We start from the raw sequence: 25449 nt of genomic DNA, 5'->3' as shown, positions 1-25449 counted from the left end.
CCTCCATCCACTTTGAGCGGCCCCGACGGTTTCGTCGCGCCTGAAATAAAAGAGATCTTCATCTTACAGAGCAATTCTCAGATGGTCAAGACTACTTCAATACCTCTTGCCTAACCTCGATCTTCTTGGCATTCGTCTCGAGGGGAGGGGCTTCTCTTCGCTTCGGCGAAGCGTAATTGACCACGTAATTGAACAGCCGGATCAAGCGGCTCCCGTTGCGGGTTTGATCGACCCAGTGACCGATCAGACCGATCGTCCGCGCCAGGATAAAGAACCCGTTGAGCGACTCGATCGGCCAGCCGAGATCGACCAACACGGCGGCAATCGTCCCATCGACGTTCAAAATCAGGGTATCCTTCTTCGCCGTGGTGATCTTCTCGACCGACAAAGCAAAATCGAGGTGCGGGGTCGAAATGCCGGTCGACTTCACGAAGGAGACGAGCTCTTTCACCCGCTTGTCGGGATTCTTCACGCTCTTCACCCGATGCCCGATTCCCGGCACCGGCCCGACGTTTTTCTTCATATGTTCGAGGAACGCTTCCGGCGCCATCTTATTATCAACCGCGTATTTGAACCACTTCCCGGCATCGGTGACGGCGCCGCCGAACCGCGGGCCGATCATGATCAGACCGGCCGCCACCGATTGCGCCATCTGAATTCCGGCGCAAGCGGCGATGATCGTGGTGAGCGCTCCCGAGACACAGGGACCATGGTCGGCCGAAAGCATGATGATCCGCTTGACGATCTCCGCTTCGATCGGGGTGATCAACCGCTTGTCCCAGAGCAATCCGATCACGTGAGGGATCTGATAACCTTTGTTGATCAGGTCGGAAGCGGGATAGCCGTAGTAGAGCGGCTCGTCCCCCCGGTCGTCGCTGATCGTCGATTTGATGAGCGGCTCGACGAAGACATCGCCCGACTTGACCGCCTCTTCGACCGGCTTCGGCAGCTTCGGCAGCGCGGTGACGTCGCCGTCGACCACCGGCTTCACCAGCCCCTTCGCCACGATCTCTTCGTACACCTGCTTGATCGTCGGGCCGAGCCCGCCGAAGGTCGCCGGCACGATGGCGCCTGACTTCTTCAAGGCGTCCGCCTTGCTGCGGGCCGAGCCCTCGCCGTGCTGTCCCTCTTTCGCGCCGGCATGGCCGAACTTCATCCCTTTCGGGAGTTGCTCTTGGCAGAAGCCGGAGACGACGCCGATCAGCTGGATGCGACGCTTCTTGGCGCCGTACCATTCGGCCGCCCGCTCTTCGAGATCTCCCCCCATCTCGCCGACGATAATGACCGCTTTGGTCTGGGGATCTTGCTCGAACATCTCGAGGTAAGTGACATAGTCGGAGCCGGGATAAGCGTCGCCGCCGATTCCGATCGCCGTTGTGATCCCGTCGGCGAACTGGCTGCAGATCCAGATGATCTCGTTGGAGAGACCGCCCGACTTGGTGATCACGCCGAACGATCCGGGCCGGTGGAGCTTCGAGAGAATCAGGTTGTCGAATGCCCCGCCGATCACGCCGAGCCGACACTCGCCGGCCGAGATGATCCCGATCGCCGACGGCCCGTTGAAAACCTTGCCGAGCTTTTTGGCTTCGAGGCTCAGCCGCTTGGAATCTTTTTCCGGCACCCCTTCCGTGATCATCGAGACCAGCTTGATCTTCGGATCGGCCAAAGCTTCCATCGCCGCTTTAAACGCGCGATCCGGTCCGACAAAAATCAAGGTCGTATTCAAGGCGGGAAAAGCGGCCGTGGCCTCCGCCATCGTTTTGAAAATAGGAATCGAAACCAATTCGCTTCCGAAGGGGACCTCCGCCGTTTTTCCGGCATCGGGCGGAAAAACAAACGCAAGGACTTGGAGCGGTTGGCGGGTCAGGTGGCAGAACTCGGCCATCCGGCGGGCGGCGTTGACCCCGGCCGGTCCGCCCTGAATCACAACGCGGGTGTCTTTATTGGCGACAATGCTCATTTTCCCACTCCTTTAATCGCGTAGTCGATGATATCGGTCAATGGTGTGTAGCGGTCATAGACATGGATGTTGAATCCCTCCGCTTCCAGCGCCTTCATCGCCGCCAATCCTTCTTTCTCGAACGGCCCGCCGCGCCGAACCCAGATCTCCACCCCTTCGAGCTTCCCCTCGGCTTTCGCTTTCCGAAACCCGTTGATGATTCCCGCAAAGGTTTTCTTGACATTGGTAAAGTTGGCGATCGCCCCGCCGACGATGATCCGCTTGATCCCCTTGAGGGAGCAGACCTTCTCGGTCAGCGCCTCGACCGCCCAATCGGGGGGATCGCCGGAGTACTCCGCATAATTTGCGATTTTGCCTCCCAAGGCCAAAACGGCATCGGAATAATAGACGGAAGCGCCGCCCCCCGCCGGCAAAAGCGCCGTATCGCCGCCGGGGATTTCAATGAACTTCACCGAACCCTTGATCCGGGAGTCGATCTCCATGATCGCCCGCTCGTCGTTGGTGTAGGGGCGGCCGAATTCGGAGGCGAAGGTGAAATTCCAATCGGGATGGCGGAACCGGGCGTCCGCGTCGACCATCGTCACGGCGTCGAGCGCGACCAGCTCTCCGTCCGACTCGCGGGTGACGAGGGGGTTGATCTCGATGTAGGTGCCGTCTTCCTGGTCGTAACATTGATAAAGCTTGAGGGCGAAGTCGGCGACTTTTCCGGCGAGATCTCCTTTGAACCCGGCCTCTTTGGCGAGGCTCGCCAATTGATCCCGCGTTGGATCGGTTCCCAAAGGAATCGCGATCCGCTTGACCTTCTCCCAATTCGCTTCGACCTCGATTCCGCCGACGCTCGCCAGGAGCAGCTCGGCCCCTTCCCGAACCGACTTGACGGCCAGGTAGAATTCTTCTTTATGCTGGATCATTTCGGAAATGATGACCTGAGAAATCGTCATCCCATTGAGACTTTTCCCGAGCATCTCGCCGGAGGCCTTTCGCGCCGCATCCAGATCGAGCCCGACTTTCACGAGTCCCAACTTCATTCTGGAGCCGATCGCCTCATGCGCCTTGACGACCAGCTTCGATTCCCGAAGCCAGGGATTCGCTTGAGAGAGCCGATCGAGTTGATCCGCCGCCGTGATGACGACGTAGTGAGGAACCGTCATCCCCCACTTTGAGAGAAGCCCCATTCCAGGACCTTCCAACACCTTTGCCATGCAGCGTCCTCCGTCAATTTCCTTTAGTTTTCGTTTACTTCGCTACTGAGCCCCAACGGGCATGATGCGACAATTGAAGTGTTTCCGACAAAAAAAGAAGACCGAACCGTAATTAGAGAATATAGGGAGGTGACAGTCGCTTTGTCAAGAATTTTTTCCATGTATTCGCGGGAATTCCCGCTGATGATCTCTTCGACGGACCTGATCTGAAGGATATACCTCGACTGAGTGATCCGCTAAAAAGGAAATCGGATCAGGCTGGCTTCAAAGATAAAAAACCGGTGAAAGTCGAGATGAATGGATTTGCAGGAGAGGGAAGAAAATAATTCAATGATTCGGAAGGCTTATTCTTTGCTAAGGAAACGGCAGCAACCGACGAGAGGCCCCCATTTCCTCTCGTTGGTCACTGATGCGGAGCGGAGCGAAACACCATCTTATCTCCTCATCGAAAAGTGGAAAGTTGGAACGGATCGGGAGGCGGTCAGGCTGCTTTTCTTTCCTCTTCCTCCTTGACCTCCTGAGTGGATTGGGAAACCGGCTGTTCTTCGGCCTGGGGCTGGGACTGCTGTTGGGCGAACCTCCGGCGGGCCGCCTGTCCTCCCTTCCGGCCGGCTTCCCTGGCCTCTTCGGGGGTAAACTCGTGCGCCGTCCCCTTTTGATGGGCCGCCTGTCCCCCCTTTCGGCCGGCTTCTCTGGCCTCTTCAGGGGTGAACTCATGCGCCGTCCCCTTCTCATGGGCCGCTTTTCCCCCCTTTCGGGCGATTTCCTTTTGTTTTTCCGTATCCATTGCGGCAAATCCGCGCGGGCTTTTTTCCGCCATTTTACTCCTCCATCTTAAAATTCAAATAATGCCCCTCTCTCTAGATTAATTTCGCCTTGAGGCTTGGGCTACCTTGACTTATTCCGCTGCGAACGTTTGGTATTGATTTATAATTTGATTTCAACTTTTATGCCAATCCCACATTCAAACTAGAAGGGGAGGATGAGCAAAGATCAGACCTGTCCGACTCTATCCGTTCCGTTTCGACCCGCCGGTACCTGACAAAGGACCTCTGCCGTGCAGTTTTGTTACAGGTAACACCACATCCCGCCGGCTTGTATCCTCAATTCAAGCCGCACATAAAACCCTTAAAAAGGTTCCCCAAATTTCTTGACCTTGAGCTGTCTGTTTGATAGACTACAGGACGCTTCAATACGAGCTTCAGGAACAGGATCATCGGTTTAAAAGGAGACAAAAGGAATGGCGACCAACGGGAAATCGATTTTAAGCGTAGAGGGAACGGTTCAAGAGAAGAAAGAGTGGAGTTATGAAGATCTCTCCCGTCTTCCCCAGGAGCATCAAATAGAAGATGTCAGCCGGTTGGTCGCCGGGATGGAAGGGGCGGGCGTTCGCGTCAAGGCGGTCTTAAAGGAGTCGAATCCTCTCTCCAAGGCCGACCATGTGACTTTCCATTCGCTGGATGGAAAATTCGCCGCCAGTGTTCCTCTGCAAGAGGCGATTGAAAAAGGAATTCTGATCTACAAGCGGTCCGGCGGCCCCCTCCCCGATTCGAAGGGGGGACCGATTCGGCTGATCGTCCCGCACGGGGACAACGCGTGCAGCAACGTGAAATCGGTGATCCGAATCGAATTGACCGTGGGGAAAGGGAAAGACACCACCTGGGACCCCGACCACGACAATCCCGCCATCCACGGACACTCCCACGATCACGGGCATGACCATGATCACCATGACCATGGACATGATCACGGACACGATCATCATGACCACGATCACGGGCACTCCCACTAAAAGAGACGCCCCCTTCCTTGCCTCGGAAAAGCATCCCCCTTGAATCCCATTGAGGCGCGCCTCGTCCCCTATCTCGTTCTCATCAACCTCCTCTGGGGAGGGAACGTCGTCTCCATCAAGCTGGGGGCGGGGGAGATCTCTCCCCTGACGATGGCGACCCTCCGCTTTCTCATCGGCGGAAGCGTCATTCTCCTCTACGCCGCGTTCCGGAAAATCGGTCTTGGCCTCGCCCGGAAGGAAGTTTTCCTCCACCTGATGAACGGCCTTCTCTTCGCCGTTCAGATCGCCCTTTTCTACTTGGGGACCTTCCGCACCTCGGCCTCTCACGCCTCGGTCTTGATCAACACCCATCTTTTCTTCGTCGCCGTCCTCGCCCATTTTTTTATCCTTCACGACCGCCTCAGCGTTCGGAAGATCTCCGGTCTGGCGCTCGCCTTTCTGGGAGCGGTCGTTCTCTTCAGGGACCGGCCCGAGCGGGCGATGGAGACGGTCTCGCTCCTCGGGAACAGCTTCGTTTTGATCAGCGCCTTTGTTCTTGCCGTCAAAATCATTTACATCAAGCGATTGATCGAACGGATCGATCCGGTGAAGGTCGTCTTCTGGGAGATGGCGATCGGCGTTCCCCTCTTGGGTTTGATCGCATTCTTTTTTGGAGAGACCCTTCCCGATCGCGCCTCAGCGCGGTTGATGGGGGCGATGCTCTATCAAGGAATCGTCGTCGGCGCCTTTTGCTTCGTCGCTTCCACCGTCTTGTTGAAACGCTACGCGGCCAGCAGCATCGCTTCGTTCTCGGTCCTGGTCCCCTTTTTCGGCGTGACTCTGAGCCATCTTTTTCTCGGAGATCCGCTCACCCCCCATCTGACGATCGGCGGCGGAATGATCATTCTTGGAATCGGCATCGTGAACATCCGATGGCCGATGATTCCCCCTGAGTAGGAATCGGAGGGGCGATCCCCCCACGGCGGCCCGCATGGACCGATTCAGAACAAGACAGGGGAGGCACAGGGGCCTGCCCCTACGGCCGGTTCGGTCCGGTGGTCACTCGGACCGAGCGGGGCTGTCTTCCGGCGGCGACCTGGCCGAAGGGGGTCAGCAGGCCGGTGGTCTGATCGATCGAGAAGATCGAGAGGTTATTTGAATTGAGATTGGCGACGTAGACGAACCGGCCCGACCGGTCGATGGTGATCGACCGCGGGCCGGCGCCCCCCCGGATCGCGCCGAGCGGGCTGAGCGTCCCGCTCTCCGGATCGATCCGATAGATCGAGATGTCGTTCGTCGCGGAATTCGCCACGTAGGCGAATCGGCCGGAGGGATCGACGGCGATCGAGAAAGCCTGTCCCCCCGCGGGGACGACGCCGATTCTCGTGAGCCGGCCGGTCGCCGGATCGACCCGAAACGACCAGACATCGTCGCTGTCATAGTGTGAAACATAGACGAATGCCCCCGAGGGGTGGACCGCCACGGAAATCGGGGCGCGGCCCGCGCCGATCTCGCCGAGACGGGTCAACAATCCCGACTCGGAATCGACCCGGTACATCGAGACATTATTCGTGCTGTAATTCGCCACATAGGCAAATCGACCGAGCGGGTCGATCGCGACCGAAACCGAGCTGATCCCCGCATCGGCCGTCCCGAGCACCGTCAAAACGCCGCTTTCGGGATCGATCCGGTAAATCCAAACATCGTCCGCCGCGTTCTCATTCGCCGAATAAGCGAATCGGCCCGACGGATCGAAGTGGATCGAATAGATCCCGGCGCCGGTCGGAGCGCTCCCCCGCGCGGTGAGATTCCCGGTCGCGGGATCGATCGCATAGATCGAGATATCGTTTGAGGCGAAATTGCCGGCATAAACGAACCGTCCGGTCGGATCGACGCCGATCGGATACGGATCGCGCCCGGCCGGAATGGAGCCGATCTGCGTCAGCGCGCCGTTCTCAGGATTGACGGAAAAGATCGAAACATCTCCGGAAGCGGAATTCGTGCTGTAGGCAAATCGCGGGGCCAATGCTTCCACCGGGAAGACTTCGGCCGTCGCTTCGGCCCGCTTGGTCGGATCGGCGACGCTCGTTGCAACCACGTGATACGTCCCCGGCGCGGCTGGAGCGGTGTAGTTTCCATCGGAATCGATCGACCCGCCGACCGTCCCCTCTTCGATTTCCCAGCTCACGGCGGCCTGATCACTCGCCGAAACGGTGGCGGCGAAGCGAAAGCGCCCCCCCGGCGGAAGGGTGACGGCCGCCGGCTCGATCGCCACCGAAACGACCGGCAGGGTGACCACCTCCACCTCGGCGATGGCGCGGACCGCCGGGTCCTCCAGGCTCACGGCGACGATATGATAAATTCCGGGGGTCACGGGGGCGGTGTAATTTCCATCGGGAGAGATCGACCCGCCGCTCTCCCCTTCTTGAACTTCCCATCGAACCGCCGGGTCAACCCCGTCCGTTCTCTCGGCCTTGAAGGTTTGCCGGGTCCCGGTCGTCACGACCGTCTGCCCGGGGGTGACCCTGATCGGAACGGAACCTTCCCCTCCGTCGACCTGATCCCCCCCAATCGGCGCGACCCCGGTCCCCTCTCTCCTTCCCTCATCGCTGCAGGCGGCCAGCCCGCAAAGCACAACGGCAAAAAAGATAACAATCACCCTTTTCATATCGGCCCTTTCTCCACTGAACGTAATGCGGATAACAGGTTCTCTGTAATTAAGATTACCAACGGAGCGATTGTTTCCGCCATTGGTAAGCCGACTTACTTCAAGGGGGGAAAAAGCCTATATTCCGGTAGGAAAGAGACATGCCCCGTCCGGGTCAACCTCCGGACGGGGGAGATCATCGAGGGGAGACTAATCCTGAAGGTGAGGCGCTTCCAGAGGCACGAGCTTCTCGACATCGGGGACATGCCCCTCTTCATCAAGGGCTTCGATTTCGTCCATCAGCGGAATGCTCCAGAGGACCAAGGCGAGATGATCGGAAGGGGTCGGATGCCGGGGGGAAACGGTATGATAGGTCAGTTCGATATGGGTCTTCTCGTCCTCCCAGATGACGGTGGGGCCGGGAAGTTGCTCCTTCGGTTTTCCGTAGGCGCCGGCCCACTTCGGGAGGAGCGCCTCCAGCTCGCCCGGATTATTGGTGTCCCGGAAGCGGACGTGGATGATCGTCAGCCCGAACTTGGGATGAAATCCGAGGCTGACCGACCGGATGTCGGGCTCTCCCAGCGCCCCTCCCGAAACGGTCAACTCGCCGGGGGCCGGGCCCTGCACCGCCCAGGGTTCGTTGTCATGCGTATGCTTGGGGGGAGCGAGTTGAACCTGATAGGCCGACATGAACTCCGGCTGCGTCATCCCCCACGTCGCCTTGCCGAAACCGGGCGGCAGGGCCGCCTCGGCTTCCACGCCGGCGGTCAAGAGAAAAATCATCGTTATCAGCTGTATGCTCTTCTTCATCGCACCGTTTCCTTTAACCAACCAACGACGTCGGCAATCACCCGTTCCCGGCCGATCTCGTTGAAAACTTCATGATAAAACCCCTCATACCAGAGGATCTTTTTTTTCGCGGAGCCGATCCGCTCAAACAAGGCGCGCGCCCCCGACGGAAAGACGATCCGGTCCTGGCTTCCCTGCAAGAGGAGGGTCGGCAGGACGATCTTCCAGGCATTTTGATGGAGATGGTCGTTCATCTTTCCGAACTCGACATAAAATCGGGGGGTCCCGGCCCGCTGCACCAGCGGATCGTTCCGAAAGGCGACCCCGATCGCCGGATCGTGGCTGAGCCAATCCGGAACGCTCGGGTAGCGGACCGGACGCGTCGGAAGAAGACGATTCAGCAAGACGCCGATAAAACGGAGACGGAACGGAAGCGCCGGAACATCATACGCCGGAGCCGATAAGACCAGTCCGTCGGCCGCGTTCGGATAATCGATGCAGAAGGCGGCCGAGACCGCGCCGCCGAAGCTATGTCCCAGGATCACCACTTTCCGATCGGGATGCGTTTCCCGGACAAAATCCAGAACGCGCTTCAGATCGAGGAGCATGTCGGTGTAGCTTTCCATGTGGGTCCGCGAGCCGTCCGACTCTCCGAATCCCCGCTGGTCGTAAGCATAAGAGGCGAACCCCTCTTTCGCCAGATCGAGTTGAAGGCGCTGGTACCTCCCGCGATGTTCGCTCAGACCGTGGACGATGACGAGAACCATTTCGATCGGATCGGGAATCACGGCGGAAAAGGAAAGGGTCATCCCGTCGCGGAGGATCGTCCCCCCCTTGCAAACGATCCGACCGACCGAGTCGGTCTTATCGTTCGACGGGACGGCCATAGAGGGTACTCGAAGAGACATCATGGATCCGCACGGAGACCATCGTTCCCGGTCCGAAGGGGGTTCTCGGAAAGACGACGGTGGTGTTCCCTTCCGTCTTCCCCATCTGGTGGCCGGGCCGTTTGCTGGTGGCCGCCCCTTTTCCTGGGCCATCGGCCTCGCCGTCGATCAGGACCGTCAGGGTCCGGCCGATTTTCTCCCGGTTTTTCTGAAGCGAGATCGCCCGCTGCAAATCGATCAGCCGGACGATCCGATCGGTCTTCACCTCGGGGGGGACATCGTCGGGATATTTCCGCGACGCGATCGTCCCTTTCCGCTCGGAATATTTGAAGATGTAGGCGCTGTCGAATTGGCCGTCTTTAAACAGGCCGGCCGTCTCTTGAAAATCTTCCTCCGTCTCGGTGGGAAAGCCGACGATGATGTCGGTCGTCAGCGCAATTTCGGGGATCGTCCGCCGGATCTCCTCCACCAATCGGAGGTACTCTTTCCGGGTATAGGTCCGGGCCATCAAATCGAGGATGCGATCGCTCCCCGCCTGAAGCGGAAGATGAATATGCTTGCAGATGCGAGGGTGCGACGCGATCGCCTCCAACAGCGGCTTCGGAAAGTCTTTTGGGTGGGGCGAGGTGAACCGGACCCGCTCGATTCCCGGAACGTCGGCCACTTTGAGAATCAGATCGGCAAAGCGTTTCCCTTCATCCCGGTAGGAATTGACGTTCTGTCCGAGGAGGGTGACCTGACGATACCCCTTCTGCGCCAGCGATCGGACCTCGCTCAAAATGTTCTCGATCGATCGGCTCCGCTCCCGGCCGCGGGTGTAGGGGACGACGCAGAAGGTGCAGAAGTTGTCGCAGCCCCGCATGATCGCCACCCAGGCGTTGACCCCTTCGACCCGGGTCGGGGCGATGTCGCCGTAGGTCTCATACTCCGATAAATAAGCCTCGATCTCTTGCCGGTCGGTCCCGATCACCTCGTCGATCAGCTTCGGGAGCGATCGATAGCTGTCGGGGCCGACGATGAGGCTGACCACCGGATGATCGAAGAGCTCTTCTTTCAGGTTCTGCGCCATGCAGCCGAGGACGCCGACGACAAAACGCTTTTTCTCCTTCTTGAGCGGACGAAGCATGTCGAGCCGGCCATAAATTTTTCGATGGGCATTCTCGCGGATGGCGCAGGTATTGATCAGGACCACCTCCGCCTCTTCGACCGCCGCCGTCATCTCATGGCCGTGCGGCGCCAGGATCGACCGGATCAGCTCCGAATCGTATTCGTTCATCTGGCAGCCGTAGGTTTCGAGATACACTTTCATCGGACTTCCTCAATCAGCTTCCCGACCGCCAGCCCGCCGGTCACCGCTTCGATCCGGACCGAGCCGAGCCGGCCGGAGAGATCCCGGCCGCTCTCCACCCCGACGCGGATGTAATTCGGGGTGAGACCGCAAAAGAGCCCCGCTTCATTGCGCGTCTCGAAGAGGACCTCGACGTTCTCGCCGATCGCGCCCGCGTAAAACGCCTTCCGCCGCTGCCGGGAGAGATCACACAACATCCGGGAGCGCTCCTTGATCACCTTCGACGGCACCGGCGCGAGATCCATTTTGGTCACCCGGGTCCCCTTCCGCTTCGAAAAAGGGAAGACATGGAGGTAGGAAAAAGGAAGCGAATCAATCAGGGCAAGGGTCTCGGCGAATTCCTTCTCCCCTTCCCCCGGAAATCCGACCATCACATCGGTCCCCAGTCCCAGATTCGGAACCCGCGCCGTCGCCTCCCGAACGAAATCGATATACTCCCGCCGCGTATATCGCCGCCCCATCGCCGAGAGGACGGCGTCGCTCCCGCTCTGGAGCGGGAGATGAAGATAGGGACAGAGCTTCCCCCCCCGCGCCATTTGATCGAGAATCCGGTCGGAGACGGTCGTCGGCTCGATCGATGAGATCCGGATCCGATGAAGTCCGTCAATCGTCTCCAGCGCCTCGATCAGATCGGCCAGATCCTCCCCTTCCGATCGATATTCGCCGAGGTTCACCCCGGTGAGAACGATCTCCCGATGGCCGCGCGCCACCCAGATCGAGGTTTCGAGCAAAATATCGTCGAGCTTCCGGCTTCGCTCCCGTCCCCGCGTCGTCGGGATGATGCAGAAGGAGCAGAAGAAATCGCAGCCGTCCTGGATCTTGATGTTCGGCCGGGTCGCCTGGTCGAAGGCGGCGTAGCTTTCGATCGTAAAATCGTTCCGGCCGATCTTCGGGGTATGGAAAACCATCGGCGCCGGCCGCTTCGCCGGCGGCCTCCCGTCGAGGACATCCTCGACCAGCCTCGGCAGGTCCATCTTGAATTCGGTCCCGGCGATCAGATCGATCCCCGGCATTTTCCGGAGGGCTTCGGTTCCGACCTGGGCGTAACAGCCGGTCACGGCGATGAAGGTCTTCGGGTTTTGCTTGAGGATCTTCCGGATCAGGTTGCGGCACTTCGCTTCGGCCTGCTCGGTGACGGAACAGGTGTTGATCACGGCGAGATCGGCTTCGCTCTTTTCATCGACGACGCGATAACCGGCCGAATAAAATCCGGCGCCGAGCGAAGCGCTCTCGGATTGATTCAGCCGGCAGCCGAGGGTATGGAAGGAGATGGTCGGTTTACCCGGTGAAAAGATCTGGAGAAGTCCATCTTTCAACCTTCATCACCCCCTTGCCCACGATCGGGGCATCAGCAGCCGCTCGACGATCTCTCCCTTGAGGAGATGTTTTTCGATCACTTCCAAGGCGTCTTCCCGGTTTTTCACGGTGTACCAAACCCCTTCCGGGTAGATCACGACCGACGGTCCCATCGCGCAGGTATCGAGGCAGCCGGCCTGGTTGGCGCGGACAACTCCCTTCAATCCCCGGTTCGCGATCTCTTCCTTGAAGAACGACCGAAGATCGTCGGCCCCCTTCGTGGCGCAGCATCCTTTCGAATCGCCCACGGGACGCCGATTGGTGCAGATAAAAAGATGATACTTATATTTTGACATGGCCCTTCCTTAAACATGGGCGGACACGCAGGTCCGCCCCTACCGTTCCTTCTCTTCCAGAAATCGCCGGAGCGCGTCTTTCAACTCGGGGATCTGCGGGAGGTTGTTTTGAATCGCCCCCATGATGTTCTCCAGCCGCGCCATCCGCTGTGTCTCTTTGTCGGAGGCGATGTACTGATCGAGCGTCTCATAGGCGTTGGCATGATGGGATTCCAGAAAGGGCCTCGCGGCGAGAAGGGCGGCGATCAAATCGGCCGGCTCGACATCGGGGGGAGAGGCCACCACAAACGTTCCGTCGGAGAAAATGACGACCGCATTCGACGGCCCCGTCGCAATCACTTTCTCGATTTTCTTCCCCTCGGTCGAGGCCCAGTCGGTCAGCCGTCCCGGGAAGGTCTTGGCGAAGGCGACCTTTTCGGCGTTGATCTTCCATTTTTTCTCGACGTATCGCTCGATCGCCTACCTCTCCACCGGAAGGCCGAGCCGCCGCCACACCTCGAAGCCCCCCTCCATCGAGGAGACGTTTTCATAGCCCATCTTCTTTAAGACCTGCGCCGCGACGGCGCTTCGCCCGCCCGCCGCGCAGTAGAGGATGACCGGCTGCGTCGCATCTTTAAAATGCCGCTCCATCTCCATTTCCAAGATCCCGCGGGGGATGTTCCGGCTCTTCGGGACCCGTCCGGCCTGGAATTCGTCCGCCTCCCGGACATCGATCAGGGTGAATGCTTCTCCCCGCTCGATCTTCTCCTGAACATCTTTTACCTGGAGAAGCGGCACCTCCCGCTTCGCTTCCGCCACCAGATCCCGCCACATCTTCATTCGTGTCTTCCTCCCTATCGCGATGAACCGAAGGTTCAGACTAATCTATTTTATCCCCTTTTTCAACCGGCGGGATTCGGTGTCATGAATCACTTTTGCCCCGGCGCTTCGACCGTCTCACCGAGGAGGCGCCCCAAAGCCGGCCGGCCGAAGAGGTTGAAGCCCCGCGCCGCCTCGGGGGGGTGGCCCGCCACGCAGACGATCGGCTTCGATCCCGCCGCCCCCAGCACGAGCGGCTTTCCGGAACGCATCGGGACCCCCTTCACCACCGCGCCGGGCGCCCCCGCCGCATTGACGAGATCGACGGTGAAATCTCTCCCGCCGATCGCCGTTCCCCCGGAGATCACCACCATCTCGGCCTCCGCAAGGGCCTCCTTGAGCCGCTTTGCGAAGAGATCGAAATCGTCTTGAATGATCCCTTTGAAAAGGGGGGCTCCCCCCGCCTCTTCAACCAGGGCCGAGAGGCCGAACGAATTGCAGTCCCATATCGCGCCGACCCGAAACGGCTCGGTCGGCGGAATCACTTCATTCCCCGACGAGAAAATCGCCACGCGCGGCCGCTTCGCCACGCTCACTTCCAAAATCCCCTGGCCGGCGAGGAGAAAAATGTCGGCCGGCGTGATCCGGCGCCCCTTTGCAAAGAGAAGACTCCCCTTCTTCCGGTCGCACCCTTGCGTCTCGATGTTTTCATTCTGCGCAAGCGGCCGGGTCAGCCGGATCCGGTCCCCCTCCTGGGTCACGTCCCACTGTTTGACGACGGCGAAGTCGCCGGCGGGGATGAAGCTGCCGGTCGTCACCCGCATCGCCGTGCCGGGTCCCAGTCCCTTCGCCTCTCCGGCCCCGACCGGAATCTCCCCGACGACCTGGAGCGTGACGGGCCGCTCAGCAGAGGCGGCGGCCGCCTCCGACGCAACCAGAACATATCCCTCCATGATCGAGCGGGAATAGGGGGGATCGTCGACGCCCGCCGTCACATCGGCCGCGAGGATACGCCCGCGCGCCGATGAAAGGGGGACCTTCTCCGCCCCCGAGACCCCTTGCGGGACCACCGCCAGAAAGCTCTCCAGGGCCGCTTGAACCGGATCGTCTTTTTGACTCATCATCGCTCCTTACATACCATATCGTGATTTTCGGATCAGGAAGAGAAATGCCACACCAGCCCCCCGAGCCCCCAAAGCAAGGCGATGAGGCCGTAGAAAAAGGCCCAGTACCTTTTCCCTCGGGCCGACGGAAGAAAATGGACCTCCGTGGAAAAACGCATGATCCATTTGAAGAATGAAAACTGATTCTCAAAATGATAGCTGATGAAGAAAAGAAAGGCGATCCCGATCATCACCAACGACGATAATAACATCGGACCCTCCCGGCCGGTTGGAACTCCCATTCATATCACGAAGTTCCCTGTTTATTCAAGACTTATCGGGCGATGAAGAGGGACCGCGGCGTTTTCATTGAGCTGATCATTCTAACGAAGCGCTAAGCGGGCGAAGCGGGCGTGACGCATTCGAGAAATGAATTGGATTTTAAAAAAATTTTCGTTTATAGTAATACCCATTGTTCTTAAGGAGGAAGGATGGCGCTGACGGTCGGCATTTTATCGATTAAAGAACGAGGGATCGTGCCGGGCGAGGACCGGGTCACCAACGAGCTTTCGAAGATGATCATGGAAGCCGGCGGAGAGATCGTCGTGAAAGAGGTGATCACCAGCGAGGAAGAGAAAGTCCGGGACAAGCTGATCGAATGGAGCGACCGGATCATGCCCGACGTCATCCTCACCGCCGGCGGCTCCGGCCTCGGCAAACAAGACCGGACCCCCGACGCCACCCGCGCCGCGATGGACCGGGAAGTGCCGGGGATCGCCGAGATCATGCGGACCGAAGTTTTTCAAAAAAAAACCAAGAAAGCGATCATCTCCCGGGCCACGGCCGCGATCCGGAAAGACACCCTGATCATCAACCTTCCCGGCAGCGCCGGCCCCGCTCGGGAAAACCTGGAGGTCATTCTCGGGACCCTCCAACACCTGGTGGACATGGTCCATCCGAGAAGACCATAAAGATAAAATAGAGGTCTTAAAAATGGGAAGCCCACTCTTTTTGGCGACTGTTTTCACCCTCGTTGCCATCTGGGCCGTTCTTCTCGCCATTCCGGCCCTTCGCCGTCCCCCTCCCGGATTCGAGCCCCGTCTTTGCCTTTCCTGCAGCAAGACCAGCAAATATGATGCGACACAATGTGAACACTGCGGCGCCCCGATCGAACCCCGAAAAGATGTTTGATCCGTTCAGGGGCGCGATGGTACAATCCGCACTGCAAGGAGGAATTTACTTTGGAGCCGGATGATCGGCTGATTGCCAAAAAAGAAGGGTGGGCCCGGACCGGACGGGGCCTGACGGGAGAGATCCAAAAGGACGAACGGCCGCGCCTTCCTCCCGGACAGAAGCTCAACAAAAGCTTTCCCGTGTTGGATCTCGGCATCCTTCCCGAGGTCGATGCCGACGATTGGGAGCTATCGGTCAAAGGGGAGACCGAAAACCCGCTTGTCTGGAATTGGGACCGGTTCAGCGCGCTGGCGACCGACCGGATCGTCACCGACTTCCATTGCGTGACGACCTGGAGCATCTTCGATGCGCATTGGGAGGGGCTCTTCTTCAGGAAGCTGATTGAACAGGTCCGGCCCGCCCCGGAAGCGAAATTCGTTTACTTCACCTCCTACGACGGCTATACCACCAACCTCCCCCTCTCGGTCTGCGCCGACGAAGATGTCTTGCTCGCCCGCGCGTGGAACGGCCGGCCCCTTTCGAGGGAGCACGGCGGCCCGGTCCGGATGGTCGTCCCGAAACGGTATGCCTGGAAGAGCGCCAAGTGGATCAAAGAGATCCACTTCATGAAAAACGACCGGCTCGGCTTCTGGGAAATGCGCGGCTATTCCAACACCGCCGACCCCTGGACGGAAGACCGCTACGCGCAATAGTCAGAAAGAACGGAAACAGGTGACCGGCATCATGGCGCAGCAGAGCAAAAACGCCGCAATCATCATCATCGGCAATGAAATCCTCTCCGGAAAAGTTCAAGACGCGAACTCCCCTTACCTCTCCGGCGAGCTGCGGGCCTTGGGGGTCGACGTCCAGCGGATCTCGGTGATCCCCGATGAAATCGATACCATCGGCGAAGAGATCGCCGCTTGCCGGAAGAAATACCATCTTGTTTTCACCAGCGGCGGGGTCGGGCCGACCCACGATGATGTGACGATGGAAGGGATTGCCCGAGGGGTCGGGAAGCCGTTGACCCATCATCCCATCCTCGATCAGCTCCTCAGGACCGTTTACGGGGGGGATTTAAATCCGGCGCAACTGAAGCTGGCCGATGTGCCGGAGGGGCTCGAGCTTCTCCACGCGGAGGGGCTCCGGGTTCCGGTGCTTCGCTTTGAGAATATTTATATCTTCCCGGGAATCCCCTCTTTATTGGTCCGGAAATTCGAAGCGATCAAGGAGCGATTCAGAGAAACGCCTTTCCATCTCCGGAAAATTTTCCTCACCGGAGATGAAGCGCTCGTCGCCGAAGATCTCAACAAAGTCCTCCGCCTCTTCCCCCGCCTTCTCCTCGGATCGTACCCGATCCTCCATCATCCCGAATACAAAGTGATCCTCACCCTGGAATCGAAAGACAAAGCGTATCTTGAAAGGGCGACGCAGTCGCTTCTGTTGTTCTTGCCGAAGGAATTGGTATTAAGATTGGAGTAGGGACAATTTCTGAATTGTCCCTGCTTTAGCGCGCTCTCTCGATCAGCTCGATTTCGTACTTATCGGGCGCCTCGATGAAAGCGAAGCGGCTCCCGCTGGAAGAGACGGTCGGACCGTCGGTGATCGGGACCCCCTTTGACTTGAGGTAGACGAGCATCGCATCGAGGTGGTTGACCTCGAAGGCGAGATGGACCAAATCTTCCTGAACCTGCACCGGGCCGCTCGGCTTGTATTCGCAAAGCTCGATCTCCTCCTTCCCCCCCGGCACGGAAAGGAAGGCGAGCTTGGAGCCCCGGGGGGAGTCGTGACGCTCGGTCACTTGGAGATCCAGGACCTCGGTGAAGAAATATAGCGCCTGATTCAGGTCTGAGACGCGCAATCGGGTATGCAGCAGCCGTTTAATCATCATGTCCGCCTCCGCATTCAGATTATTTGGATCGCGTTTTGGTCGACGATTGCATCAGGCTGTCGGCCTGTTCCGGATAGAATCCGTCGTAGCCGTTCCGCTCCGTCAATTCCAGAACGGAGAACGCCTCTCCCTCCCGGACTTCGGATGCCGTGAAGATTTGCCGCAGGCGCGTTCCCTTATTGCCGACCACCGCGCCGGAGAACTCCACCCCCCGCTTCTTAAGCGCCGCAATCGTTTGATCGATATCCTGAACCCGGACGGCGACGTGATGGAGCACCTGGTCGCTGAACCGGGCGACCCAGGCCGGGATGATGCTCTTTCGCCCGCGTTCATCCTCGTACGCCTGGTCGACGAAGAGGGCCGGATAGCCGGGACGTCGATAAACCTTGGCCCACCACCCCTGATCGGGATACTCGACCACTTCTCCCTCGAAACGATATCCGTTTTTCAAAAACGGCTCGGCGCGCCGATCGACATTCATGCAGCGGATCGTGATGTGGTCGATGACCAGCGGCCAACCCTGTTTTCGGCATTCATCGGCATAAACCCGGGCCGCCTCGTTACCGTCAAAAAAAATCTCGATCATTTTCTGAACCGTCGGATCGTCGTAGGTGGGAAGAGCCTTGTTTTCCATCGCTTTTCTCCAGATTCTTTCCGAATTATACGGCCTCATCCTCGACTTGTAAAGACAAGCCTTGCTCCTTCAGAATCGATTAACCGCATTTTATCCCTTTCGAATAGGAGCGGTCCAGCCCTTTTCCGGGGCCGTCTTTTTTCGTCGGTAAAACCCCATCGGCTACTTGACACCGTTTGCATTGCGCCCTACAATCGGCCCCATGAAAATCAGAAAATGGATCATCATCGGACTCACGCTTGTCGTCGGCTGGGTCTTGCACAACCCGCCGGCTCTTTCCGCAAAGCCGGAAAAAGAGTCCCGGTCCGGGATGGTCCTGATCCCCGCCGGACCGTTCTGGATGGGGCTCGACAAACTCCCCCCCGACACCCCCTGGGGCCAGGAAGACGCCAAGCCGAAACATGAGGTGAATCTTCCCGCCTTTTACATCGACCGGACGGAGGTGACCTACGGCGACTACAAAAAAGTCGATCCCAGCCTGAGGATACCGGGCCGGACCGAGACCTTTCCGGTCACCGACGTCAACTGGTTCGAGGCCGACCGCTACTGCCGGGCGGTCGGCAAACGGCTTCCGACCGAGGCGGAGTGGGAAAAGGCGGCGCGCGGGACAGACGGCCGCGCCTACGTCTGGGGAGAGGGGTTCGATCCGCAAAAAACGAACGTCGGAAAATTTCCGATGCCGGTCGGCGCCATGCCGCAAGACAAAAGCCCCTACGGCGTTCTCGACATGGGGGGGAACGTGTCGGAATGGACCGACAGCTGGTATCAGCCCTATCCCGGCAACAAATACAACTCGTCCGACTACGGCATTCTTCACAAGGTCGTCCGGGGGGGCTCGTTTAATTCGGACCGGCACTTCGCCGACGAGATGTTCACCCAGGTCACGTTTCGCAATTACAACCGCCCCGACGTCTTCGGCCCCGACAACGGTTTCCGCTGCGCCCTCTCGGCCCCGCCGGCCGATCCGCCATCATCCAATCCGAAAGACGAGAAGCGCCGATGACCGAGGCGCTCCTCCTCGGAGCGATCGGCGCGGCCGCCGGCGTAATGGCCGGCCTGCTCGGCATCGGCGGCGGCGTCATTCTGGTCCCGGCGTTGATTTTTCTTTTTCAGTCGCGCGGGACCGCGCCGGAGATCGTCACCCAGCTCGCCGTCGGAACCAGCCTCGCGACCATCCTCTTCACCGGCTCATCCAGCGCTTGGACCCATCATCAGAATCGAAACGTCGATTGGGGCGCGGTCCGGGGGATGTCGCTCTTCATCGTGATCGGGACACAGATCGGGGCCCTTCTGGCGGGGACGCTTCATGGAATCACCCTCAAGCGCCTCTTCGGTTTATTTGAATTGATGATCGCGGCTCGAATGCTCATCGTCGCGGCGCCGAAGCCCGGCGGGAAACCGGTCTCAACCGGACGGATCTACCCGGTCGGCGGACTGACCATCGGCGCCGTCTCTTCCCTCTTCGGCATCGGCGGAGGGACCCTCACCGTTCCCCTCCTCGTCTACCTTCTCGACCGGCCGATCAAGATCGCGATCGGGACTGCCGGCGCGCAAGGGGTGGTGATTGCGCTCTTCGGAACCGCCGGTTTCGTTTATCAAGGCTGGGAACATTCCGCCCTTCCCCCCGACGCCTGGGGATTTGTCTCACCGAAGGCGGCCCTCCTGATTGCAATCACCAGCACGCTGACGGCGCCGGTCGGAGCAACCATCGCCAATCGCTTCCACCCGGCCTATCTGAGCCGGGCGTTTGGGATCTTTCTGATTTTCGTCGGGATGGAACTGGCGGGATTTTTTTAAGGAAACAGGCGAATCGCAGCGGAGACGACCCGCCGGAGAGTCCCTATGAATTGGATTTATGTTTATGATAGGATACTAAAGATTTTATCTATTTATCCAATCGACACATTCCGGAAAAATGAATCCTCAGGAAAAAATAAATATATTATTGGTAGACGACCATCCTCAAAACCTTCTTTCGCTGGAAGCGCTCCTCGACTCCCCCGATTATCATTTGGTCAAGGCCCATTCAGGAAAAGAAGCCCTCAAACATCTTCTCAAAGAAGATTTCGCCCTCATTCTGCTCGATGTCCGGATGCCGGACCTCGACGGATTGGAGACCGCCAAGCTCATTAAACAAAGGGAACAATCAAAACATATTCCGATTATTTTTCTCACCGCACTCCAGCAGGATGAGAAACAGCTATTCGAAGGGTACTCCATCGGCGCGGTCGATTATGTCCTCAAGCCGTTCAACCCGCTCATTCTAAGGTCTAAAGTCTCCGTCTTTGTCGATTTATATAAAAAGAACCGGAAGCTACTGCAAGAGCAAAAAGAGCGTCTGAACGTCGAGGCCGCGCGAAGACGCCTGTCGGCTCAATATGCCGTGACGCGCGTCCTGGCGGAATCGACGACTTTAAATCAAGCCGCCCCTAAAATCATTCAGGCCATCTGCGACAGCTTAACATGGGAACTTGGCGTGATTTGGCTCGTGGACAAGGAGCGGTACCGGCTGCGGTACGTCGAGATATGGCACAAGCCTTCCGAGGCGCTTGCCGCTTTCGAAGAGGTCTGCCGAAAAAAGACCTTCCTGGTCGGCGAAGGGCTGCCGGGACGGATTTGGGCCAACGGGGAGCCGGCCTGGATTTCCGACGTCGTCGAAGACGCGAACTTCCCGAGAGAGGGAATCGCAATCGATGAAGGGCTGCATGCGGCGTTTGGATTCCCGATCCGGGGCGGGACAGATCTCTTGGGGGTCATTGAATTCTTCAGCCATCAGATCCGAGAACCGGATGCGGACGTCCTTCAGTTGATGGCCAGTATCGGAAGCTCGATCGGGCAGTTCATCGAACGAAAACAGGCGGAGAGAGCGGTGCAAGAAAGTGAGGCCCGCAAAACGGCTGTCTTGGAGTCGGCGTTGGATTGTATTATTACGATGGATCACCAGGGGAGAGTCATCGAGTTCAACCCGGCGTCGGAGAGGACCTTCGGCTTCCGGCGGGATGAGGTGATCGGGAAGGAGATGGCGGAGCTCATTATCCCCCCCGCCCTGCGAGAGAAACATCGCGAAGGCTTGACGCGTTACCTCGCCACCGAAAACGGACCCATTTTGGGAAAGCGGATTGAGATGACCGCGATTCGGGCGGATGGAACCGAATTTCCGGTCGAGCTTGCCGTCACCCGCATTCCCTTGGACGGCCCCCCCCTGTTCACCGGCTATCTGCGCGATATTACCCAACGGAAGGAAGCGGAAGAATCCCTCAAACAGCGGACGATCGAAGCGCAAGAAGCCAGCCGCCTTAAATCACAATTTGTCTCGAACGTTTCCCACGAATTGAGGACGCCGATCAATTCGATTCTCGGCTACGCTTCTCTTTTGTTGGATGAAACGTACGGCCCGGTCGGCGACGAGCAAAAGGCCCCTCTGGACGGCGTGGTGAGGAACGCCCGTGATCTCCTCGCCCTGGTCAATGATGTCCTGGATCTATCCAAAATCGAAGCGGGAAAAGTGCTCATTCATATCGAAGCGCTGAATCTCCCCGACTTACTCAAAGGAATCATCATCGGGATGAAACCCCTTTTGGATCAGAAACCGATTCAGATTCAATGGAAGGGGTTGGATCGTTTTCCCCCGATTGAATCGGATGCCGGGAAGATCAAGCAGATTTTCACCAATCTCTTCTCCAACGCCGTCAAATTTACGTCCAAGGGGAGTATTACGGTCACCGGAAAAAATCTGCCGGAGAGAAAAGGGATTGAGATCGCCATTCAGGATACCGGCATCGGCATTAAGGCGGAAGAGATGCCTAAACTATTCAACGCATTTCATCAAGCCGATGCCGAATTGACGCGCGCCTATGGGGGCGTCGGTTTGGGCTTAAGAATCGTGAAAGATTTGGTCCACCTCCTTCAGGGAGAGATCCGCGTCGAGAGCAGCCATGGGGAAGGATCGACCTTTACCGTTTTTTTACCCGTTCAATTGAATGAAACGAAACAAATAAGGCAAGACAAGGAATAATGATCTGGGGTTAAGGGTGATCCTCTGATCGCCCTTCATACTTCTTCAAAACAAAAAGCCTGAAGCAGAATGTGTTTTCCTGCCTCAGGCTTTTGTCTAAGTCCGCCGGCAGATAGTATCGGCATCCTCGCGTGTGCTAACATTGAAGTATGTCGGTTTTTTATGTTTGTGAGCAGCGCCAGGAGGAGATCAGAAGATGAACATTGCCATTTATAAAAAGACGGGATGCCCTTGGGCGGCGGCCGTCGCGGCATTTCTGAAAGCGCAAGATATTCCGTTTGAGGAAAGAGATATGACCCAGAACCCGGATTTCAAAAGGGAGGTCGAAGAGAAGTCGGGTCAAAGCAAAAGTCCGACGTTGATCATTGATGGTGAGGTCCTTCCGAATGCAAGCGTCGAGCAGGTCTTCGAAGTCTTGCAGAAGAAAAAATAACACTCCTTCAGGTAAAAAGATCCGTGAGTGAGTTCAGGGGGGCGCGTTTTGATTTCTGACTATTAGGAGAGAGTCAAAAAGAAAACAATCAAAAGTAAAGATGCGACCCCCGCGGGTCTGTTAACTTGTTTCAGGCCATGTTAATATTTTTGCATGGCTGGATTACTGCCAGTAGTTTCTCCTTCCTGGAATAAATAACCGCGAGCATTCTATAAAATGCAAGTTTTCTGCTAAATAATCAGTCCAGTGGAAAGCTTCATTCCTAACATGCCGATCGCGTCATTTTTTAGGTTGTGGTCGGAACGTCTGATATACTAAAAATGAGTGTAGGCTTTTATTACAATCTTTATCGTGGTAGATTGTGTCAGCAAAACTTTTCAAAATAATATTTTTATTATCTGCAAACGTAGTTTTGTTTATACCCCCTACAAATGCCGTTCAATTAGATGCTGTGGTCAATGCGAACGTGGCTTTCTCGAAAGAAACAGAAATTTATAAATACCAATACTCAGTCTCAAGCGATATAAATAATACCTATAATATCCAGATTATTGATATCGATATTGAAAAGCCAACTGGAAGCAAGAACCTGCCAAACCAGGGCCTGATGATAATTGAACGTAATGGGACTCAGACCGAATATGAGAACTACTGGACTTTAAAATCCAAAGGCTTTCCTGGATTGATGCAATCAATCATCCCAGTTGGATTTCATCCACCAGATAATTGGGTTGCAGTACCTACAATGAGCTTATCCGTCTCCTGGGCAGCAACGACACCTTTCGGTGAGAGCCGACATTTAATCCGCCCAGGTGAGACAAAAGATGGTTTTGAATTAACGAGCTACGGTCTTCCTGGGATTCGGATTGTCAGATTATATGTTTCCGTTCCCTTCGCAAAACTATTAGAGGAGGCATTTAATAAAGCTTATCAAACGACTCCCCCCGAAGAGATGACGGAAGAGCAAGTGGTTGCGATTAATAAAGTTGTGCGGGATGAAACCTCGATCCGGATCACGACTATCGGACCAACATCTCCACAAAAGAACTTCGTAGCGCTTGATTTTATCAACTACTTAATCAGTCTTCGCCGCCAAGCCGAAACCCACCTCTGGATCACTCAGCCGAGCATTATCCCCGCGCTCGATGCCAAGCTTGATCTGGTGAAAGCAAGCCTGACGGCCAATAACAATGCGGCCGCGATTACTGATCTAAATGATCTTATTAATGAGGTGGAAAACAAAAAAAAGGTCGCGCTAACAAGCGAAGCCTATATACTACTAAAATTTAATGTGCTCTACCTGCGTGAAAAACTTTTGAGGTCCAAATAGGATTTTTGAAACTGGGCCACATGGGGGGGCAGGTCACACTTGGGCGACTTCCGATCATATCGTAAGTATATTCAAAGCCCTATTCGACTCTGAACTATGACTACTTATTTGGCTCAGGCTCGGCAGGCATGTACTTATTAATGCTCGCCTCTTCGGGAGTGAAGGTAATTTTTTTCCCAAAGTAGCTTTCCCAATCTTCGATGGCTGTCACCTTTGAGTAATCTCCTGGTGTATCTTTTGATTGAAGGTAAGCTACTACGGCAACAATCTCAAAGTCGGTCAAGTTCACAGGAGATCGGGTTATAACGGGCATGCCGCTTTCTAGATCATTGGTCCCTTTTATCCCATGATCCTTGGCCACGTAGCATCTAGGGCAGTACAACGACTCAATCAGATATTCTCCTCCTGTCTTTGCGTGAGGTTTGGTTCCGGTTTCAGGATCCCCATCTGCGCTGTACCTATCAACAAACATTTGATATCGCTCTTCCTTAACCCGTTTATGTGAAAGCGCCTCGACTCCAAGAAGAAAGGGGGCTCGATCGGCATGTTGCTCAGGCAATAGTCTGTGACAGAGGGAGCATCGTCCCTTTCCGATAGGAGTCTCACTTTTTCCAAATTGAGGATTATCCGTTCCAAAAATAAGCACCTTCCCGATAAGTGCAAGCTTTTCATATGAGATTTCTCTGGTGCCTATCTTGATACGCACCGGATCTGCTTCCGTCGAGGGAGAATTATTGCTGCAAGCTGAAACCAGAAAAAAGAGGTTCAAAAACAATATCATCATAAATAGAAGTATACGGCTCATTCTCTGCTTCATAATATTCAGAAGTGAAATCCACAGTGACTGCCAATTAACTCTAGGAATTCCGGGGACACCATACTTAATTCAGTTGGTTAGGTCCTGGTCTTTGACGATGAAGAACACAACCAATTCCTCTTAAGGAAGGAGGGTCAATAATTATGTATGGTGTCCCCGGAACTTAATGCTTTAAGACAGACGGTTTTTCCTCTCAAGAAGAAAGCCTGAGGCAGAATCACTCCGCCTCAGGCTTTCTTCTAAAAGCTTCTGAGATTCTATTTAATCGCGTCGACGATCGCGTTCAACGTCGAAATCTGGGGACACTATACTTAGTTTAGCGTCTTTCGCTTAGGCTCTTTCAGCAATTGTTCGGCGATGCTTCGCGTACTGAATGTTTAAGATGAGCGGGGTGTTTTCCGTATCCGCTCCATTTTTTTGTGGTGCTTTTTTTCTAAGTCACGCGCGGCGTACAAGGCTTCAGGAGCGATATCGACGCCGTTTGGCCAAGCGAGTGTTCCCCCTTCTATGAAGAACTTTTTAAACAGCTTTGGATCCTTGAGAGGCTCAAAAACCGGGCCTTTGAACCATTGAGAAAGATCAATGTGTTTCTCAGTTCCGTCATCGAAACGAGTTGAAACGATAAATCCGCTTATATGGCGCGCTGCGATTACCTGTGGCAAATAATTCATAAAATTACTCCAAGGGCTTAATTCGATTGAGTGGCCGTCCCCTCTCGATGTTTCTCCAGTTTATCATAAGCTCGAGTTTGTGACGACGGGCCCAGTCACGCACCAATTTCCGCGCCGTTCCGGAGGAAATACTCCCAGCAAGGAGTCTGCCCTCGAAATTGAATGTTGCCTTCTCCCCCTGAAATTCGGCATGGAAGTGTGGAGGATTATGATCCCCGAAATACATTCGGATGATAATCCCAAAAAACGTTGAAATGATTGGCATGGGTCCTCTTATATAAGATTCGGGTCGCCAGGCCCAAGAAGCCGCTTTTTTACGATTGGTTTT

The 25449-nt window shown here is 56.5% G+C and carries 28 protein-coding genes and 1 pseudogene; 11 read left to right on the top strand and 18 right to left on the bottom strand.

All coding sequences use genetic code 11. The features are described 5' to 3' along the window. Positions 1 to 91 precede the first annotated feature (91 nt). The 3 genes and pseudogenes from MNODULE_RS16160 to MNODULE_RS16150 all read right to left on the bottom strand — a co-directional run bounded on the left by MNODULE_RS16160 (position 92) and on the right by MNODULE_RS16150 (position 3982). Positions 92 to 1960, bottom strand: a complete 1869-nt coding sequence (locus MNODULE_RS16160; RefSeq protein ID WP_168061747.1) for a citrate/2-methylcitrate synthase — start codon at positions 1958 to 1960, stop codon at positions 92 to 94. Beyond that, positions 1957 to 3189, bottom strand: a pseudogene (locus MNODULE_RS16155) (ATP citrate lyase citrate-binding domain-containing protein); the annotation flags it as partial. The gene MNODULE_RS16160 and the pseudogene MNODULE_RS16155, both read right to left, overlap by 4 nt. 454 nt (positions 3190 to 3643) lie before the next feature. Beyond that, on the bottom strand, positions 3644 to 3982 hold the full coding sequence (locus tag MNODULE_RS16150; RefSeq protein ID WP_168061743.1) for a con-10 family general stress protein: 339 nt from the start codon (positions 3980 to 3982) through the stop codon (positions 3644 to 3646). A gap of 420 nt (positions 3983 to 4402) precedes the next feature. Here MNODULE_RS16150 and MNODULE_RS16145 point away from each other — a divergent pair, with 420 nt between their 5' ends. Together MNODULE_RS16145 and MNODULE_RS16140 are read left to right on the top strand one after the other, a co-directional pair. After that, complete coding sequence (locus MNODULE_RS16145) at positions 4403 to 4954, top strand: molybdopterin-dependent oxidoreductase (protein WP_168061741.1); 552 nt, start codon at positions 4403 to 4405, stop codon at positions 4952 to 4954. 39 nt (positions 4955 to 4993) lie between these two features. Beyond that, positions 4994 to 5890 carry a DMT family transporter gene (locus tag MNODULE_RS16140; protein ID WP_168061739.1) on the top strand — a complete coding sequence of 299 codons (897 nt, stop codon included), beginning with the start codon at positions 4994 to 4996 and terminating at the stop codon, positions 5888 to 5890. 79 nt (positions 5891 to 5969) lie between these two features. On the opposite strand, the gene MNODULE_RS16135 is transcribed toward MNODULE_RS16140, so the two are convergent. The 10 genes from MNODULE_RS16135 to MNODULE_RS16090 form a co-directional block, all read right to left on the bottom strand. Further along, the gene (locus MNODULE_RS16135; RefSeq protein WP_168061737.1) at positions 5970 to 7601 is read right to left on the bottom strand and encodes a beta-propeller fold lactonase family protein; all 1632 of its coding nucleotides are present in this window, start codon (positions 7599 to 7601) and stop codon (positions 5970 to 5972) included. A 189-nt stretch (positions 7602 to 7790) separates the two neighbouring features. Then, positions 7791 to 8390, bottom strand: a complete 600-nt coding sequence (locus tag MNODULE_RS16130) for a hypothetical protein (RefSeq protein WP_168061735.1) — start codon at positions 8388 to 8390, stop codon at positions 7791 to 7793. After that, positions 8387 to 9256 carry an alpha/beta hydrolase gene (locus tag MNODULE_RS16125; RefSeq protein ID WP_168061733.1) on the bottom strand — a complete coding sequence of 290 codons (870 nt, stop codon included), beginning with the start codon at positions 9254 to 9256 and terminating at the stop codon, positions 8387 to 8389. The genes MNODULE_RS16130 and MNODULE_RS16125 overlap by 4 nt, the downstream gene beginning before the upstream one ends. Beyond that, a complete protein-coding gene (gene miaB / locus MNODULE_RS16120; RefSeq protein ID WP_168061731.1) occupies positions 9234 to 10565 on the bottom strand; it encodes a tRNA (N6-isopentenyl adenosine(37)-C2)-methylthiotransferase MiaB in 1332 nt (443 codons plus the stop codon). The genes MNODULE_RS16125 and miaB overlap by 23 nt, the downstream gene beginning before the upstream one ends. Continuing rightward, positions 10562 to 11920, bottom strand: a complete 1359-nt coding sequence (mtaB, locus tag MNODULE_RS16115; protein ID WP_168061729.1) for a tRNA (N(6)-L-threonylcarbamoyladenosine(37)-C(2))-methylthiotransferase MtaB — start codon at positions 11918 to 11920, stop codon at positions 10562 to 10564. The genes miaB and mtaB overlap by 4 nt, the downstream gene beginning before the upstream one ends. A 6-nt stretch (positions 11921 to 11926) precedes the next feature. Then, positions 11927 to 12256, bottom strand: a complete 330-nt coding sequence (locus MNODULE_RS16110; protein WP_168061727.1) for a (2Fe-2S) ferredoxin domain-containing protein — start codon at positions 12254 to 12256, stop codon at positions 11927 to 11929. Between the two features lie 39 nt (positions 12257 to 12295). Beyond that, entirely contained in the window at positions 12296 to 12595 is a 300-nt protein-coding gene (locus MNODULE_RS16105) for a hypothetical protein (RefSeq protein WP_168061725.1), read from the bottom strand. Between the two features lie 120 nt (positions 12596 to 12715). Next, a complete protein-coding gene (locus MNODULE_RS16100; protein ID WP_168061723.1) occupies positions 12716 to 13075 on the bottom strand; it encodes a rhodanese-like domain-containing protein in 360 nt (119 codons plus the stop codon). An 89-nt stretch (positions 13076 to 13164) separates the two neighbouring features. Next, the gene (locus MNODULE_RS16095; RefSeq protein ID WP_168061721.1) at positions 13165 to 14178 is read right to left on the bottom strand and encodes a molybdopterin molybdotransferase MoeA; all 1014 of its coding nucleotides are present in this window, start codon (positions 14176 to 14178) and stop codon (positions 13165 to 13167) included. 32 nt (positions 14179 to 14210) lie between these two features. Then, positions 14211 to 14429 carry a hypothetical protein gene (locus MNODULE_RS16090; protein WP_168061719.1) on the bottom strand — a complete coding sequence of 73 codons (219 nt, stop codon included), beginning with the start codon at positions 14427 to 14429 and terminating at the stop codon, positions 14211 to 14213. A 219-nt stretch (positions 14430 to 14648) separates the two neighbouring features. Between MNODULE_RS16090 and MNODULE_RS16085 the strand changes: the two genes are divergently transcribed. From MNODULE_RS16085 to MNODULE_RS16070, 4 genes are read left to right on the top strand one after another with little or no spacing between them, the layout of a single operon-like run. Next, positions 14649 to 15128 (top strand): MogA/MoaB family molybdenum cofactor biosynthesis protein, encoded by a 480-nt coding sequence (locus MNODULE_RS16085; RefSeq protein ID WP_168061717.1) that lies wholly within the window; start codon positions 14649 to 14651, stop codon positions 15126 to 15128. A 22-nt stretch (positions 15129 to 15150) separates the two neighbouring features. Then, positions 15151 to 15348, top strand: a complete 198-nt coding sequence (locus tag MNODULE_RS16080; protein ID WP_168061715.1) for a hypothetical protein — start codon at positions 15151 to 15153, stop codon at positions 15346 to 15348. Positions 15349 to 15398: 50 nt separating this feature from the next. Further along, positions 15399 to 16043, top strand: a complete 645-nt coding sequence (locus MNODULE_RS16075; RefSeq protein ID WP_168061713.1) for a sulfite oxidase-like oxidoreductase — start codon at positions 15399 to 15401, stop codon at positions 16041 to 16043. A 19-nt stretch (positions 16044 to 16062) separates the two neighbouring features. Beyond that, positions 16063 to 16812 carry a competence/damage-inducible protein A gene (locus MNODULE_RS16070; protein WP_320412483.1) on the top strand — a complete coding sequence of 250 codons (750 nt, stop codon included), beginning with the start codon at positions 16063 to 16065 and terminating at the stop codon, positions 16810 to 16812. Between the two features lie 25 nt (positions 16813 to 16837). On the opposite strand, the gene MNODULE_RS16065 is transcribed toward MNODULE_RS16070, so the two are convergent. Both MNODULE_RS16065 and MNODULE_RS16060 read right to left on the bottom strand, forming a co-directional pair. Further along, the gene (locus tag MNODULE_RS16065; RefSeq protein WP_202882244.1) at positions 16838 to 17221 is read right to left on the bottom strand and encodes a VOC family protein; all 384 of its coding nucleotides are present in this window, start codon (positions 17219 to 17221) and stop codon (positions 16838 to 16840) included. Positions 17222 to 17240: 19 nt separating this feature from the next. After that, positions 17241 to 17855 carry a VOC family protein gene (locus tag MNODULE_RS16060; protein ID WP_238339599.1) on the bottom strand — a complete coding sequence of 205 codons (615 nt, stop codon included), beginning with the start codon at positions 17853 to 17855 and terminating at the stop codon, positions 17241 to 17243. Positions 17856 to 18057: 202 nt separating this feature from the next. Between MNODULE_RS16060 and MNODULE_RS16055 the strand changes: the two genes are divergently transcribed. The 5 genes from MNODULE_RS16055 (at position 18058) to MNODULE_RS16035 (ending at position 23633) form a co-directional block, all read left to right on the top strand. Further along, on the top strand, positions 18058 to 18858 hold the full coding sequence (locus tag MNODULE_RS16055; RefSeq protein ID WP_168061709.1) for a formylglycine-generating enzyme family protein: 801 nt from the start codon (positions 18058 to 18060) through the stop codon (positions 18856 to 18858). Further along, positions 18855 to 19652 (top strand): sulfite exporter TauE/SafE family protein, encoded by a 798-nt coding sequence (locus MNODULE_RS16050; protein ID WP_168061707.1) that lies wholly within the window; start codon positions 18855 to 18857, stop codon positions 19650 to 19652. Before MNODULE_RS16055 ends, MNODULE_RS16050 begins: the two co-directional genes overlap by 4 nt. A gap of 118 nt (positions 19653 to 19770) precedes the next feature. Next, positions 19771 to 21870 (top strand): PAS domain S-box protein, encoded by a 2100-nt coding sequence (locus MNODULE_RS16045; RefSeq protein WP_168061705.1) that lies wholly within the window; start codon positions 19771 to 19773, stop codon positions 21868 to 21870. 196 nt (positions 21871 to 22066) lie between these two features. Continuing rightward, positions 22067 to 22303: a glutaredoxin family protein gene (locus MNODULE_RS16040; RefSeq protein ID WP_168061703.1), complete on the top strand. Its 237-nt coding sequence runs from the start codon at positions 22067 to 22069 to the stop codon at positions 22301 to 22303. 361 nt (positions 22304 to 22664) lie between these two features. Beyond that, the gene (locus MNODULE_RS16035; RefSeq protein ID WP_168061701.1) at positions 22665 to 23633 is read left to right on the top strand and encodes a hypothetical protein; all 969 of its coding nucleotides are present in this window, start codon (positions 22665 to 22667) and stop codon (positions 23631 to 23633) included. Positions 23634 to 23733: 100 nt separating this feature from the next. On the opposite strand, the gene MNODULE_RS16030 is transcribed toward MNODULE_RS16035, so the two are convergent. From MNODULE_RS16030 to MNODULE_RS25500, 3 genes are all read right to left on the bottom strand, one after another. Beyond that, positions 23734 to 24438, bottom strand: coding sequence for a hypothetical protein (locus tag MNODULE_RS16030; RefSeq protein ID WP_168061699.1), 705 nt, complete (start codon positions 24436 to 24438; stop codon positions 23734 to 23736). Positions 24439 to 24827: 389 nt separating this feature from the next. Beyond that, positions 24828 to 25121 (bottom strand): DUF2442 domain-containing protein, encoded by a 294-nt coding sequence (locus MNODULE_RS16025; protein WP_168061697.1) that lies wholly within the window; start codon positions 25119 to 25121, stop codon positions 24828 to 24830. A gap of 4 nt (positions 25122 to 25125) precedes the next feature. Continuing rightward, the gene (locus MNODULE_RS25500; protein WP_168061695.1) at positions 25126 to 25386 is read right to left on the bottom strand and encodes a DUF4160 domain-containing protein; all 261 of its coding nucleotides are present in this window, start codon (positions 25384 to 25386) and stop codon (positions 25126 to 25128) included. Positions 25387 to 25449 lie beyond the last annotated feature (63 nt).

Source organism: Candidatus Manganitrophus noduliformans, assembly GCF_012184425.1.
Classification (GTDB): Bacteria; Nitrospirota; Nitrospiria; order SBBL01; family Manganitrophaceae; genus Manganitrophus; species Manganitrophus noduliformans.
Note: the sequence above shows the minus strand (reverse complement) of the source record. Positions and strands in the feature narration are given on the sequence as shown.